Raw genomic sequence first — 14,228 nt, 5'->3', positions numbered from 1 at the left:
TTTTAATGCTTTAAAGTAACTTTCAAATGGCTTAAACCATTGATTTTACGCTACTTCTTCTTTTATGGAACTGGGCAGAATCGAACTGCCGTCCAAAGCGGGTATTTACCTTCCGATCGTTCACAGGTTTATCCCCTCTAATCCTCGGGGCGGGAACCATTTTTATCCCAAATGGGGGGATTTTCTAGTGATTGCTTTCCTAGCTAGCCGACTAGAAACGTTTAGCCAGGGCATCCGTTGGGGGTTGTTATGCTACCTTTAACGGAGTGAGGTGGCATACACTCTAAACCAAGCTCAAGAAGTTTTTAGGCTACAGCTACGGCTTTGCGAGCGAAAGGAACGATGTTGTTCGCATTTACTATTTTTTTTGAGCCGATATTAACGAGAGTAGACTCCCTCTCGACCTGCATCACGGAGCAGCTTTCGCCACCCTGTCGAAACCATTACAGCCCCTCGTGTGTTCTTTTATGATAGACAATATTTCGTGTTGCGTCAAGTCAACCGATTTTAGATTTTGGATTTTCGATTTTGGCACAAAGCTGAGTCGGGAATATTTACATCGTGCACCATTTTCTTGAACAGGCTTTCGGGCTTGTTCCACAAGAGTTGATTTTTCCTGTGGGGTGGGCCGAAGAGCCCGCCCAGGTTTATTGACAAGGGTGCAAAATGTCAGCCCTGCCAAGTTTAATGCAAATTTTCGTCCCAGACGCCGATGTAAATCCGATCGCGCTCGTTGCGTTCGATCATCCCTTCCAGCGAACCCTTCTTAAACGTAAACCGATTACTCCGGCGCTGCTGCACGTCGCCCAAGCCTTGCAAAATCTCCCGGCTGGCGCCGCCCACCATCCCGTTTAAGGCGGTTCGTACTACCAAATCGTCCACAGACTGGGCAAAAGAACCCTCTGTTTGTACTAGCTCGCCCGAATCGCGATCGTATATGTAGCCGAGAGTAATCCGATTTGGCAATATTTCGTAAAGTGCGGTGCGAGTATTTGGCCAATAGCCCCGCGCTTGAGAGTCAGTCGGTTCTCCCAATTCGGATAAAATCTGACTTTCCGGCGTACCAACCGCATACCCTGGGATTGTGGGAGTCTTCTGATAATTGGTTCCCGGTTGTTCGCTAGGTGCGGGCGATCGATCTGGCGGCAACTCTTTGTCAACCAGTTTTTCCGTTGGTGTGGGTTCGACAGCCTCCGGAGAAGGCGCTGGTGTTGGCGCTGGGGCTGGTGTTGGAGTTTCAGCAGCAGGCGCTGGAGTTTCAGCAGCAGGCGCTGGAGTTTCAGCAGCAGGCGGCGGAGTTTCTCTGGGAGTGGGTGCTGGCGTTGGTGTCAGCGCGGGAATTGGTGCGGTGCTCGATCGCGCGTCTGGATCAGCAGGTACCGAAGTGCGATCGTCCTGGGCCACAGGTGCGGGTTCCGAAGACGGCCGGTTGAGGAAAACCCTAGCAATCCCGACCAAACCTGCAACAATAAGTGCGATCGCCACGAACCCCAAAATCCACCAAACCTTGCGGCTGCCTTGCCCAGAAGACACCACAGCAGGAGCTGTTCTGGAACCCGCAGGCGACTGAGGCCCGTGTCCCGGAATCACCGCCACCGTCGGCCCAGTGCTCGGCGACGCTGCACCCCCCTGCCCATGCAGCAGCGACAGCCACTCATCGACGCTAGCAGGGCGATTTTGAGCTTCTACCGTCATCCCCCGCATCACCGCTTGGCTGACTGTCGTACTTAGCTGAGGCTGCAAGTCGCGGGGCGAAGGCATCGGCTGGCTGGTACGCAAAATTGCAGCCACGGGCACCTGTGCTGTCAGCAGAGTATAAAGCGTCGCCGCCATACCGTAAACATCTGTGGCGGGCGTATATTTTCCTTGGGCAAAATACTGTTCTGGCGGCGCGTAGCCGTCGGACACCATATTAGTGTGACTTTGGGTTGTACCAGGAGTAAACTCGCGGGCAATGCCAAAATCAATCAGCACGACTTCCTGAGTACCTTGGCGCAAAAGAATGTTTTGCGGCTTGACATCTCGGTGCAGCAAACCCTTTTGATGAACTACTTTTAAAGCAGCGCCAATTTGAGTGATGTAGAGAATTGCAAGATTTTCTGGCAGCGGATTATTTGAACCGACTACATCGCCCAAATTCTGACCGGCTATGTAGTCCATCACCATGTAAGGCTGCCCGTCTTCGACAAAGAAATCGCTAACGCGGACAATATTCGGATGAACGCAGGAAGCCAACCGCCTCGCTTCGTCTTGAAACTTGCGATCGAACTCAGCAAAATTGGGTTGCTGCCGCAGAGATTCGTTGAGGGTTTTTATGACTACAGGCTGTCCTAAATAGCGGTGATTTGCCCTGAAAGTTATTCCAAAGCCGCCGCGGCCCAATTCTTGTTCGAGGGTGTACTTTCCACCCTGTAAAGTTTTGCCGATTAGCGCATCCATAGGTTCAGGCGATCGCGTACCAGAGAATATGGCTGATTATTGCACGTCTAGTGGGATCTCCTCACCACTCCAAAGAGCGATCGCAATCCTCGATCGGCGTTGCCATTCCTTCCCGAATCGATTCCCGCATTCCCGGCACTGAGAAAAGATACAGTGTTTCCTTAACAGATGCGGAGTCAGATTCAGATAATAACACTGCATTGCTAGTTTGTCCTGCGATCGCGATCGGTTGAAGTGACTGACTCATGGGAGCGATCGACTGCTGCAACTGATCTTGAGCTTCATTAAACGGAACTCGGTTGTAGTGCTTGAATTCACAATGTTTCTGGATCGAGTTTTTCGGTTTTGCCTGCATGATACTCAGCCATTGCGGTCACTGCGAGTTTAGCAAGAGCATCTGGGGGACAGGAGAATACTTGATCCCAGCGCCTATCGTCTTCAAGTTCTTCCAGAATCATTGAAGCGAGGGCATCTTGCTCGCTGGCAGACAATGTTTTCAACTTGGCGATCCTCTTCGAGGGCTCCGCTAACACACGTTCGAGTAACTCAGTCATGGCTACCATACTTTTACACTAAAATGGCATCCTATCCATTCTCCATTGTTTCAGACAACTTGAGGCTAGGCTCAACAAATGGCAGGCTAATTATCATCATTAATAACTACAGGAGACCCACTTCTATGTTTTCTACTAGCTTTTTTATGCACTTAAATACATCTCTATATCTCGCCAATGCCGGAATTCCACTATTCAGTCAGAGTGTTGTCTATCAAATTGTTTTGCTAATTCCCATTATCGCGATAGAAGCTTATATTCACAAAAAACTACTCAATCTGAGTATCCTAAAAGCAATTTTTATTGCTTTTATAACAAATATCATATCGACGATAGGGGGAGGTTTTATTATCCTATGTATTGGGGCGTTTATTGGACATATCGTCTTCCACACAACCGTGCCTGTACAGCCTGGTTCTTTTCCATTTCTGCCGTTGGAAATTATGATTACACTCATTCCTATGTTTTTCTTTTCCGTTTACCTAGAATTATTAATAGGGATTTGGGGACTAAAAATAATTGAAAAATACAAAGTTAATAAATCATTTTTAATAGCTAATTCATTCACTTACTTAATGCTTGAGGTATTAGCTTTTACCCAACTTGTTAAGGGATACATTGAAGGGCGTGGCTAACCCAAACGTTCTATATCGTCGGATCACTGATTGACATCTTCAGCCACCATCATTGCATTGATGTGGGTAAAGATACGATCTAATTCCCCCATAGCGTCGAGTTCCCATACCTCTTCGGCCATTAGTTGATCTGCCTTCTTCTTCTCTAACAATTCTTCCATCCGCTGTTGCAGCGGTTCACTAAATTTGAACAACTTCCACCCCTCGACTTTTTCAATGCAAATCTCATGGATTAATGAGTAGGGTTTGTTGAGAATTGAAACCATTGTAGGCTCCCAGCTTCGGGTTTTAGGTAGTGACTAGATTATAGATTTTATGCAATCTGGCAGATTTAATGCTCCAACCGAGAGCCTTCAAATTACCGCCAAAACCAGTGGCTTAAACAGCCAAACGGCTTTACAGTTCAAGTCGGATGATATTCATCCCTGCTTATTTGCCATCGCCATATCTTGCCTTCTTCAGGATCGTCCACCTCTGCAATGAACTTCATTCCCACTTTTTGCAACACGCTATTGGAGGCATTTTTTTCAGCTAAAGTGTGAGCGATGACGGCTTTCACCTCCTCGTGAGCGAAAGCATAATCAATCATTCCCTGTGCCACCTCAGTTGCAAATCCGCGATTCCAATATTCGGAAGCAATTTCATAACCTATCTCTATAGTCCCCGACTCATCAGGTGAGCCTGTGAAACCTCCGTTGCCAACCAGCACTTGATTTTTTGGATGGATAAAGAAGTAGCTGTGCCAGTCAGTTGGAGGCGGATTAAATTCGCAAGCTTCGTCAGCCGGGAGGGAAAATGCTTCTGGGAAAAGAGGCCAGCTATTAGGCACTATGACATTTAAAATTGCTGCAAGCTCGCTTTTACTTCGTAAGAAAGCTTCTACGTGAATCCTTTGGACGGCAAGTAGTTGAAGATTCTTAGTTGTAATCATTTTTCTAGCTTGTTTAACCAACAAGTATTAAATAACACTATAGACACTAGCGAAATGCTGTTCTCGGAACCCTGGCGAGTTGGTAAGCACCCCGACTGTCCAACACTTGATATTGATTTGGTTGCAATCCTAATTCCACAAATTTCTCTGGATATCCCAGCAACAAAATAGAGGGAGAAGTTGGGGTTTTAGATTCCTTAATGTAGTCGATCGCCCTTCTGACAGCTCGGTAGTAAGTCACCGGCTCTTGGCTATAAAAAACCAGACTTGGTTTCCAGAAACCAACCATAATAAACTCTTCCCCAGGCAGTTTTTGTTGAACGGCAACCTGTGCTAACTGTCTCAGAGGTAACTGGCGGTTGATATCGACCACTTTGTAGGCGGGAGTAAGACCAAAGATGATAAATGCTACTAACCCGATGAAGTTAGCAACCAAAATCCAGCGTTGTTGCCGCTGCCAAAGTAAAAGTGCGATCGCCACCGCTGTAGTTATCCAAATCGCACCGCCTACAATCAGCAATCCCGACTGCTGAATTGCTTGGGGAAAATTGGGCATAGCCGGGTCATCTCCCAACCAGTTGTAGCTGTAGAAAGTTGCTCCGGCTACAATTAATAAAAATATGACATTAAAAATGTATGTAACTAACAGCCCTCGCGGTAAAGAATTAGGTTTTTTTTCTAAATTTCCCCGCCTGTTTTCAGGTTCGTTGCCTGCAATAATATCGCTCCACAGTAGCGTTACCAAAATCGCAGCGGCGGGGATTAAAGGCAATACATAACTCGGCAATTTGGTCACGGCGATCGTAAAAAAACCAAAGATGCAGCCGAACCAAAATAAAGCAAATAAACTCAACTGAGCCGATCGCGGTTGACGGCGCCAGTAACTGCGCTGCCAAAAACGGGTGCGGGCGATCGCCACCGGCAAATAAATCGACCAAGGTGCAAAACCAACTAGCACTACAAAAAAGTAAAAATACCAAGGCGCCGAGTGTTTGTTGACTACTCCAGTAAAACGCTGGAAATTGTGATAGCCGAAAAAACTGTCAATATAAGTTTGACCGTTGTCTAAAATAACGAAAATGTACCAAGGCAGGGCGATCGCCAGAATAATTAAGATTCCCGACACCGGACGCATTTCGCGCCAAAGTTGGCGAAAATTTCCCAAATAAAGCCCGAAGCTGCCAACAATCAGCGCTGGAACGACAATTCCTACAGGCCCCTTAGCCAGAATTGCTAAGGCAATTAGTACGTAAAAAGTCAGATACCACTTATTGGGAAATCGGGAAGCGGAAACAGTGGAAAATTCTGCTTTTTCTCTCTGTTCTTCTAGAGTGTAACCGAGAAAGAATGCGAGCAGTGCCGAACACATACAACTAACTAATAGCATATCTGAAACGCCAGTCCGTCCCCAGGCAATAGTTTGGGGATTTAAAGCTATTAGCGCCGCACCAATCCAAGGAGTAGAAAAAAAGATTGGGAGACGGGGAGTTTTGAGTTGTGAGTTGTTATTCTCTGTTTCTTCTTCCGGCTTCCATCGGACTTCTTCCTGCTTCCTGACATCCGTTAAATCCCGTACAGTTCTCGTTGCCGAACTTCCTTCTTCCTTCGATAGGGTATAAAATCCGAGGCAAGTCAGACCGATCGCGCACAAGGCCGAGGGAAGACGCACGGCCCATTCGTTAACGCCCAGAGTGCGGTAAGCCACCGCCATCAGCCAGTAAATCAACGGCGGCTTGTCAAACCTCGTTTCGCCGTTGAAATAAGGAGTGATCCAATCTCCTGTCACCGTCATTTGACGGGCGGCTTCGGCAAACAACGGTTCGGTTTCGTCAACTAAACCGATGTTGCCGAGATTCCACAAGAAACCTACCCAGGCGATCGCGCACAGCCATAAAATCGATAGCAGCAAAGGTGCGATCGGGCGATTTCTAAACTCTGACAAACTTTTAATAACTTCCTTCACCCAAACTTCCTGCGATTTTAGATTTAAAATTTTAGCTCGCTTAGAGAGTCTACCGAAAGATTCGCATTCTCGAAACTCCCAACTCGATCGAATCTGGTTAAACTCAGATGTTGCACCATTCTCAACAAGCCTTTCATGAACAGGCCGGAAAGCCTTTTCTTTATAATGATGCGGCTATGTGAGGTTAACTCACATAGCCACACCCTTCTCAACAAGACCGGATCAATCGGCTTTCTCGACCAAAATCTCCGCACCAGCAGCTAAGCCTTCACGGCTGCAAAATTAACTGCCATTCTCCGGCTGTGCTGTTCCAAGCCGGCGAGGGTGTCTCCCCGGCGACAAAAGGCCCCCAGTAGCGGCGAGAACCATCCTGAGCAAAAACCACCAGAATGTCTCCCCGTTTGACTTGTAACTTGCCCTCCGGCAGCGATAGCATCAGTCCCTTGCCACCGCCTTCCCCCGGCGCAAAATCCCAGTGCGCTGGTTTTCCATAGGATTCCTTGGCTTGCCGTTTCGACAGCAGGGCCACTCGCACTGGGTGTTCGCTGCGGTTGCTGACGCGCAAAAGGCCGGAGGCTTTAGCATTTACAGGGACTGAGGCAAGCAATTCCTCCTCTGCATCTCGGGGGGTTGGTGTTGAGTCGGGCTTGGGCTCGCTGGTCGTGTCGGCAGAAGCTGTGGCGACTGGGGAAACGGGGAGTGTGGGGGGATATGCGGTGGCTTGTGAGGGCCAATCGCTGGAAGGATTTGAACCGTTGGAGATAGTGATTTCAAAACGTCCTAGAAACATTCCTGTAATTAGGACGATCGACACTCCAATTACGATCTGGTAAATTTTAAGATTCATAAATTTTAGGCTTACAGGATAGACTGCACCGGTAATGAGTCTTAACTATTTTTAATGTAAAACCAGGGGCTGCTGTGCCACAAGATACAGTTACACTTAATTAATTGACCGTTCTCGGCTATAAGTCCGCGATCGCTCAATACCATCTTAGATGTTAAATTTGAGATTTTAGATGGCGACATACTGACTCCGGTAAGGATTTGGAGTTGGTCCGGAGGGTCATTTGTTTACTTATCGGTATAGCTTTTAATACCAGTTGAAAAAAAGAGTACCACTATAGGCCCGTACTCCAAACCCCAATAGTTATCAGTAATTCCGCATCTCAAATCTCAAATGGTATAACTTTTATGCAGAATACCCGAATTAACAGATTAATTGATGTTCTGGGCGATCGCTTCCGAGGCTGGCTCAACAATCCTTGGCGACGGATTTCGCTCCTGTTAATTAGCCTGCTGTTCGGCACTTTTTTGGGAACAGCTATTTCGACGATCGCGGGACAATCTGCTGAGTGGGATATTATCGCGGCCGGGCTGTTGGTGTTGTTGACGGAGTTCGCCAACTGGCTGATTTATGCCCGCCTGCGGCCTGTAGCAGGTTCTTTTTCGGTGGATATGCTCAATGCTCTGAAAATTGGTATCACTTACAATTTATTTGTGGAGGCTTTCAAACTAGGTTCTTAAAAACTTTTTGAATCGGCGCGGGTTTAGGATGAAATATTTGTCACTTGCAGATAGTATTTGTACAAAACCCGCCCCCGCATAGAGAGTTTTTAGGATATGGCTCGATCGACTATAACCCCTGTTGAAATTTTACATCGGTGGCAAGCTGGCGAGCGCCCGATCGCTCCCGACTTCGATCGACTGGCTTTGTGGGAACTTGCGGATGATGTGCGAGCGCGCGCTTTTGGCATTACTCCCGACAATGTAGCCGATGTTGTCCGCTGCAAAACCGATTTATTTTTTTCTCTTCTTGACGAACATCATACTTTCCCCCTAAAGCCAACTGTTTTCCTCGAAACTTTGTGGAATCTTTGGCTGCCGCTGGCAATGCAATTATCGGCTGCAAAACAAAGTTTAAACCGTCCTTTAATTCAAGGAATTTTAGGAGTGCAAGGAACGGGAAAAACTACTTTATGCCAAGTTTTGAGGCTGATTCTGGGAAAATTGGGATATTCTACTGTCAGCCTTTCTTTAGACGATCTTTACAAGACTTATGCCGATCGCCAACAACTCCAAAAAGCCGACCCGCGTTTAATTTGGCGCGGCCCTCCCGGCACTCACGATATTGACTTGGCAATCGCAGTTTTAGACAAGTTGCGCGCTTCTCAGACTCACAATTTAGCAGCAGTTGACAATCCCAAATTAGATGCCCTCCAACCCGATTTAATTAATAAAAATATAGAAATTCCCAGGTTTGACAAATCTGCCTATGGAGGTGCAGGAGATAGAAGTCAACCCGAAATTATTTCTGGGGCGGATATTGTACTTTTTGAAGGTTGGTTTGTCGGCGTGAATCCGGTGGTTGATGCCAAATTAAACGAGTTCTTGGCGGCTGCACCGTTTCCGATTTCCACAGAAAGCGACTGTCAGTTTGCGCGCGATATGAATGCAAAGCTGCACAACTATTTGCCGCTGTGGAACCGATTAGATCGGTTGATGGTTTTGTATCCCCAAGATTATCGCCTTTCTCAAGTGTGGCGCAATCAGGCGGAACGGGAAATGATGGCGACGGGGAAGTCGGGAATGTCAGAAGCTGAAATTAATCGGTTTGTCGAATATTTCTGGAAAGCGCTGCATCCAGAGTTATTTATTAAGTCGATGCTGGAGGGCGATCGCGTTGATTTAGTAATTGAAATTTTGGGCGATCGCACTGTGGGCAAAATTCGTCGGGCGATCGACTTAAAATTAAGCGATTAGGGACACTAAAAATTAAAAATTTAAGGACACAACATTGTTGTGTCCCTACTGTATTGCATCTTATCGTGCACTCACTTGACCATTCAGGACTTATGCAAAACGTGATTTGACGCGGTAATTATAGGGGTGAAGCGGGGCATCAGCACCCTACAATACAGAGGTTTTGCATCGAGGATCGAGAATTTCTAAATTAACTGCCAGGAGTCCCAAGATCGATCGCTTTCTGCATCAAATCGTCTGTAACTTCGCCCGGTGTACCTGCAGGCGTAATGTCCTGAGCCATCGAACGAAAATCAGCGGGATTGCCACTTGTATCTGCAGGCTTGGCGATATCTTTAGCAGCGGGAATAGGAAATTTAGGTGCAGTTGCAGCGGCGGCAGCTTGAGCGCCGGCACCAGTGCGATCAATGTCACTAACGCTGAATTCTTTTGAAGCTTCGTAGTCTGCTGATACATCAACGGTCGGCAACTTTTGTTCTCCAGCTTCCGCGCTTTCAGTGATCTGCTGAGCGTCAAAGCTCTCAATGTTATTTGGTTCTGTATTGATTTCAGACATAGCCGACTCCTTGCTAGTTTTATTTAACAATTCACTGTATCAATTATTACTTGAATTCCCTGCTTTTTTATCTACCCGCAGATGTATCGTTCGCTTCTATCTTAAGGATGATATATTCTAGGGTGGTGCCTTAACATTACGCCACTTTCCGAAAAAAATGCAGCTTTAGACAAGATCCAAACCCATACATACTAAGCCATTCCCCATTGTTTAATCTAAAATCTAAAATTTAAAATCTAAAATCGTATTACCTCTCGGGGATGGTGACGGACACTTACAAATGTTGATATTTATATATTCTGGAAGCATTTTTAAGGAATTTTGTTTATGAACTCACCCGCCGCCACCAATCCTCACTCTCTCTCCAACGACACTAAAAACATCGTTCAGACAATCAACGGGTTGGGTACAGATGAAAAACTGGCGCTGCTCTACTTTGTTTATGAAAAAATGGGAGATTCAATTACACCAGCCGCTCCCGCCGCCGCCGACCCACAATTAGCTCCCATGCTGCTGGATGATTTTTACAAGCTTTCCCATGACCAACAACTGAATATAATGCGCGGTATTGTTAACCGCGACGACACGCCCTATTCCCACGCTTACGGAGCTTTGACTGCTAACAATCAGTTGGTGGTTTGGTATGCTTGGGCTATTGGTATGGGGGAAACAATTGTCGATATCCCCGAAGGATATGAGGCAACTGAGGCTGTCAATGGTGTGTTGGGTCAAATTGAAGGTCTTGAGTTTGAACAGCAAATTACAGTGCTGCGCGACGTAGCTAATAATATGGGCTACACCGATGTTAAACCAATTGCTACTCAGGCAGAAGTAGGGAAAACTTCTAGTCTGTAGGTAAGAGTCTGCTGTTGCAACCTATCCTACACAAACTCTCCTCCTAGCAGAGAGGGACTCAAGAATAAAGGAATTACCCAAAACCTCTATATGTAGGGTGCGCCGAGGTGCACCCTACCGCTATAATTAGTAGGTAAAACCTTTTTTGGCTCTTACTCATATTTATTCTTTCGTGTCTTAGAGAGGGACGAAAGTTTTTGTATGAGCGGTTAAAATCGGCTCTTCTGAGAAATATAAAAAGGTTTTCAGTCAGCAAGTGAGTTGTTTAGGGTAAATTTTTCGCGGGAATTCCATCCGAAATATCGAACCTTTTTTGAGTGGACTTTCGGCAGTAATTGTACCGTCGATCATCTTGACTAAAGAAGCACAAATAGCTAGTCCTAAACCGGTGCCTGGATATTGGCGAGTTGTGGTTTGGTCGCCTTGGCGGAACTTGTCGAAAATGTGGGGAAGATTCTTTTCACAGATGCCGATTCCTGTATCCCGAACGGTGATAATTAGCCGATCGCCCTTTAATTGCCGCACCTCAATGTAGATGCTGCCCTCATGGGTGAATTTAACCGCGTTAGAAACGAGATTCACCAAAATTTGCCGCAGGCGCAACTTGTCATTAACTATCAACTGATCCTGCAAGCAGACACTGACGGACAATGCCACGTTCTTATCGGTGGCTTGATTTCCGAATTCCAGCGCGACATCCATTACTAAATGCGCTAAATTAAATTTTTCAATTTTTAATTCTGTGTGGCCACTCTCGATTTTGGAGAGGTCGAGGATATCGTTAATTAGCAGTAGCAGGTTTTTGCCGTTATGTAAAATGCGCCCCACCATTTCTGTTTGCTGGGCGCTCAGCAGTTGTTTGTGCTGGCGCAGCAGCAATTGGGAAAAGCCGATAATCGAATTCATGGGAGTTCGCAATTCGTGGGACATGATGCCCAAAAATTGCGATTTTAACTTGGCTGCTTCTAGCAGTTGCAATTTTTGCTGTTGAATGCGTCGCCCCTGATTTTCGAGTTCTTCCTGCTGGCGAATTAGCAGCTCGTTTTGCAAGTCTAAAAGCTGTTCCTGCTTTTTTAATTTTTCGATCGCCAGTGCGTTGTTAATTGCCATCGCCGCTTGTTTTCCCATCACCGCCAGCAGTTGCTGAGTATGCCCGTCAATCGCCGCGCTGTCCTTCCCGTTGCCGATGGCCAGCACACCCAAACGCCCGCTCGGCCCGGACTCGATCGCCGCTGCACAAGCCGCCGCCGGCAGCAAGCCTTTGCGGCACTCCGACCGCCACAGTACAGACTCTCCCGTCGCAAATGCTTTCCACAGCAGCTTGTTTTGCACGTGCGGGGTTTTGCCCCCACCAAAGTTTTCCGTACCCCCGACAGCGCTGAGTTTGAGACCGCTGCAATCGGACTCCAGGAGAGCAACTAGGCAAAATTCCGCTCCTGCGATCGCCTCTACAGTCGCATCCGCAATGCCTTGCAACAACTGGCATAAGCTACCCGCCCGCTGGCTCAATATATTTGTAAACCGCTCTATCACCTGCAAATCTCGCCCAGCCTCTATTACCGTCCGGGCTTCGCACAATTTTTCAGCTTTGAAGTTAGCTTCCGATCGCGCTTGATGCGGCCAAAACTCTTGTTCTGCTTGGGGTTCGGCTTTAGTTTGTTTGATCGGTTCCATATCTGTGTAGGTTCCCACCCACTCCAAAACTTCCTGACTGTCTAGATTAGCGGGCCCTCCTCTCGCGACGTTCCAGCGGTATGTGCCCTCTCGCGTCTGCAGACGAAATATAATTTCGTAGCTTGGCGACGGGCACTTAGAAGTGTGCGATCTCGCCAATAGACGAGGGCGGTCTTCTGGGTGGACGCGCGCCAGATAGCCGAAACCCAAAGCTGCTGCTGCTGGTACCCCGGTGTACTCCTCCCAGCGCTGACAGAAATAAGTCGCCCAGCCGTCGGCATTTGTTTTCCAAACTATGTGAGGAATTGCCGACCACAGGCGATCGTCCTGAGTTTCGCAGTCGCCAACTTGCGGTTGGGGGGATGTTATTTCAGATACTTTGTGTAAGATTTCCGAGTCGGAAAACTCCGACTGAAAAGACTTATTGCCGTGATACTGAGTCATAACAGGTTATATAAATAAGCATTGGACTATAGCCCTAACACCGGCTAAAGACTCGTGCTGCTAGCTTTATTGATTTTGACGAGCCAAGTGCATCAAAATTTTTTATACTTTAAATCTATCTGGGTAGTGGAATCCTTACCTCTATCAACGGGCGGACAATGAGATAATTTAGTTAAACTGTTGAAACATTGAGAGCTTACCTGTCCCGATCGGGCTCGTGCAGGCATCGCCGCAAAATAACTTAAAAATTAACTTGCATTCTTGGCGGCTGCATGAGTATGCTTAAAAATGATGTGCAGCCTGTAAAACCCTAAATCAGGACACATTCTCAAATTTACTCAGTTTAGCTGAGTCAGTTGATGATATTTTAAAAGTTTAGCGGACTATTGGAAGAAAGATGAGTAAAATTCGCGTTGCTTTGGTAGAAGACCATGACCTGACAAGAGTGGGCATCCGCACAGCTTTACAACAGCGTGACACGATAGAAGTTGTCGGCGATGCAGCTAACGCTACAGAGGGATTGAAACTGCTTCAGTCTTCAAAACCTGACGTTGCAATTGTAGATATTGGCTTGCCGGATTTTGATGGCATTGAACTTACACAAAAGTTCAAGAAATCGGTAGCGGAGTCCGATCCCGATACAAAAATTTTGATTCTGACTTTTCAGGACAATGAAGAAGAAGTTCTGGCAGCTTTTGCCGCCGGAGCTGACTCTTACTGCATGAAAGATATTAGCTTCGATCAGTTATTAGATGTAGTAAAAGTAACTCACGAAGGTAACTCTTGGATCGATCCGGCGATCGCCCGCATTGTCCTGAAACAAGCTCGCACTCAGGAAGCCGCGCCGGAAGAACCAAAGGCTGAGGGCAAAAGAGTCACAATTAAGGCTGCTGAACCTGAGTTCAGTCACATCATTGAGACTTACCCTTTAACCGAACGGGAATTAGAAGTTTTGGAACTGATCGTGCAGGGTTACAGCAATGCTGCAATCGCCGAAAAGCTGTACATTACTGTCGGTACAGTCAAGACTCACGTCCGCAATATTTTGAACAAGTTGTGCGCTGATGACCGCACTCAGGCAGCCGTTCTCGCCCTGCGTTCTGGCTTGGTTGGATGAAGCCCGATCATCAGGCAAAATCAAGTTAAAAGTAGGGTGCGCTGGGCGCACCTTACGGCCACGGATTAAGGGTGTGCAGTGCACACCGACTCACTAATTGTTACCAAAAAATTAGGGTAGGCAGTGTGCACCCGCCGAGCAATTGTTTGTTGTTAAAAAAGAGGTAAACTTTAAAGTTGCATCTACCCCAGTACAGATTTTTTTTATCTTTCAATCAGTAAATCTACCTTAAGATAGATGCTAAAAAAATAGCGTATTACTAATACTTGTTGTTGAGCGATCCCCAGTTAGATAAAT

General features: G+C 46.8%; 14 protein-coding genes and 1 other RNA gene. 5 read left to right on the top strand and 10 right to left on the bottom strand.

The annotated features are described in order from the left end of the window. Window positions 1-62: 62 nt before the first annotated feature. The 4 genes from ssrA to QUA03_RS03550 all read right to left on the bottom strand — a co-directional run bounded on the left by ssrA (window position 63) and on the right by QUA03_RS03550 (window position 2,993). Window positions 63-453, bottom strand: a transfer-messenger RNA (tmRNA) gene (ssrA, locus tag QUA03_RS03565). Between the two features lie 231 nt (window positions 454-684). Next, window positions 685-2,439 carry a serine/threonine-protein kinase gene (locus tag QUA03_RS03560; protein ID WP_333209714.1) on the bottom strand — a complete coding sequence of 585 codons (1,755 nt, stop codon included), beginning with the start codon at window positions 2,437-2,439 and terminating at the stop codon, window positions 685-687. Between the two features lie 61 nt (window positions 2,440-2,500). Continuing rightward, complete coding sequence (locus tag QUA03_RS03555) at window positions 2,501-2,794, bottom strand: type II toxin-antitoxin system Phd/YefM family antitoxin (RefSeq protein WP_333209712.1); 294 nt, start codon at window positions 2,792-2,794, stop codon at window positions 2,501-2,503. After that, window positions 2,754-2,993, bottom strand: coding sequence for a hypothetical protein (locus tag QUA03_RS03550; protein WP_333209710.1), 240 nt, complete (start codon window positions 2,991-2,993; stop codon window positions 2,754-2,756). Before QUA03_RS03550 ends, QUA03_RS03555 begins: the two co-directional genes overlap by 41 nt. Window positions 2,994-3,118: 125 nt before the next feature. Here QUA03_RS03550 and QUA03_RS03545 point away from each other — a divergent pair, with 125 nt between their 5' ends. Beyond that, window positions 3,119-3,628 (top strand): hypothetical protein, encoded by a 510-nt coding sequence (locus tag QUA03_RS03545; protein ID WP_333209708.1) that lies wholly within the window; start codon window positions 3,119-3,121, stop codon window positions 3,626-3,628. A 23-nt stretch (window positions 3,629-3,651) separates the two neighbouring features. Here the strand turns inward: QUA03_RS03545 and QUA03_RS03540 are convergent, their stop codons facing one another. The 4 genes from QUA03_RS03540 to QUA03_RS03525 all read right to left on the bottom strand — a co-directional run bounded on the left by QUA03_RS03540 (window position 3,652) and on the right by QUA03_RS03525 (window position 7,369). Next, the gene (locus QUA03_RS03540) at window positions 3,652-3,894 is read right to left on the bottom strand and encodes a hypothetical protein (protein ID WP_333209706.1); all 243 of its coding nucleotides are present in this window, start codon (window positions 3,892-3,894) and stop codon (window positions 3,652-3,654) included. Between the two features lie 137 nt (window positions 3,895-4,031). Further along, window positions 4,032-4,559 (bottom strand): GNAT family N-acetyltransferase, encoded by a 528-nt coding sequence (locus QUA03_RS03535; RefSeq protein WP_333209704.1) that lies wholly within the window; start codon window positions 4,557-4,559, stop codon window positions 4,032-4,034. A 46-nt stretch (window positions 4,560-4,605) separates the two neighbouring features. Next, a complete protein-coding gene (locus tag QUA03_RS03530; RefSeq protein WP_333209702.1) occupies window positions 4,606-6,522 on the bottom strand; it encodes a glycosyltransferase family 39 protein in 1,917 nt (638 codons plus the stop codon). Window positions 6,523-6,790: 268 nt separating this feature from the next. Next, window positions 6,791-7,369 carry a hypothetical protein gene (locus QUA03_RS03525; protein ID WP_333209700.1) on the bottom strand — a complete coding sequence of 193 codons (579 nt, stop codon included), beginning with the start codon at window positions 7,367-7,369 and terminating at the stop codon, window positions 6,791-6,793. Window positions 7,370-7,716: 347 nt separating this feature from the next. Here QUA03_RS03525 and QUA03_RS03520 point away from each other — a divergent pair, with 347 nt between their 5' ends. Further along, window positions 7,717-8,049, top strand: a complete 333-nt coding sequence (locus QUA03_RS03520; protein WP_333209698.1) for a DUF565 domain-containing protein — start codon at window positions 7,717-7,719, stop codon at window positions 8,047-8,049. A 96-nt stretch (window positions 8,050-8,145) separates the two neighbouring features. After that, window positions 8,146-9,285, top strand: coding sequence for a glycerate kinase (locus QUA03_RS03515; RefSeq protein WP_333209696.1), 1,140 nt, complete (start codon window positions 8,146-8,148; stop codon window positions 9,283-9,285). Between the two features lie 190 nt (window positions 9,286-9,475). Here QUA03_RS03515 and QUA03_RS03510 read toward each other — a convergent pair whose 3' ends face one another. After that, window positions 9,476-9,841 (bottom strand): hypothetical protein, encoded by a 366-nt coding sequence (locus QUA03_RS03510; RefSeq protein ID WP_333209694.1) that lies wholly within the window; start codon window positions 9,839-9,841, stop codon window positions 9,476-9,478. A 327-nt stretch (window positions 9,842-10,168) separates the two neighbouring features. Here QUA03_RS03510 and QUA03_RS03505 point away from each other — a divergent pair, with 327 nt between their 5' ends. Then, window positions 10,169-10,696, top strand: a complete 528-nt coding sequence (locus QUA03_RS03505; protein ID WP_333209692.1) for an orange carotenoid protein N-terminal domain-containing protein — start codon at window positions 10,169-10,171, stop codon at window positions 10,694-10,696. A gap of 249 nt (window positions 10,697-10,945) precedes the next feature. On the opposite strand, the gene QUA03_RS03500 is transcribed toward QUA03_RS03505, so the two are convergent. Next, a complete protein-coding gene (locus QUA03_RS03500; RefSeq protein ID WP_333209690.1) occupies window positions 10,946-12,814 on the bottom strand; it encodes a PAS domain-containing sensor histidine kinase in 1,869 nt (622 codons plus the stop codon). Window positions 12,815-13,211: 397 nt separating this feature from the next. Here QUA03_RS03500 and QUA03_RS03495 point away from each other — a divergent pair, with 397 nt between their 5' ends. After that, on the top strand, window positions 13,212-13,931 hold the full coding sequence (locus QUA03_RS03495) for a response regulator transcription factor (protein WP_333082892.1): 720 nt from the start codon (window positions 13,212-13,214) through the stop codon (window positions 13,929-13,931). The last annotated feature ends 297 nt before the right edge of the window (window positions 13,932-14,228 follow it).

This window comes from Microcoleus sp. S36b_A4 (assembly GCF_036700645.1).
Lineage (GTDB): Bacteria > Cyanobacteriota > Cyanobacteriia > Cyanobacteriales > Microcoleaceae > Microcoleus.
Note: the sequence above shows the minus strand (reverse complement) of the source record. Positions and strands in the feature narration are given on the sequence as shown.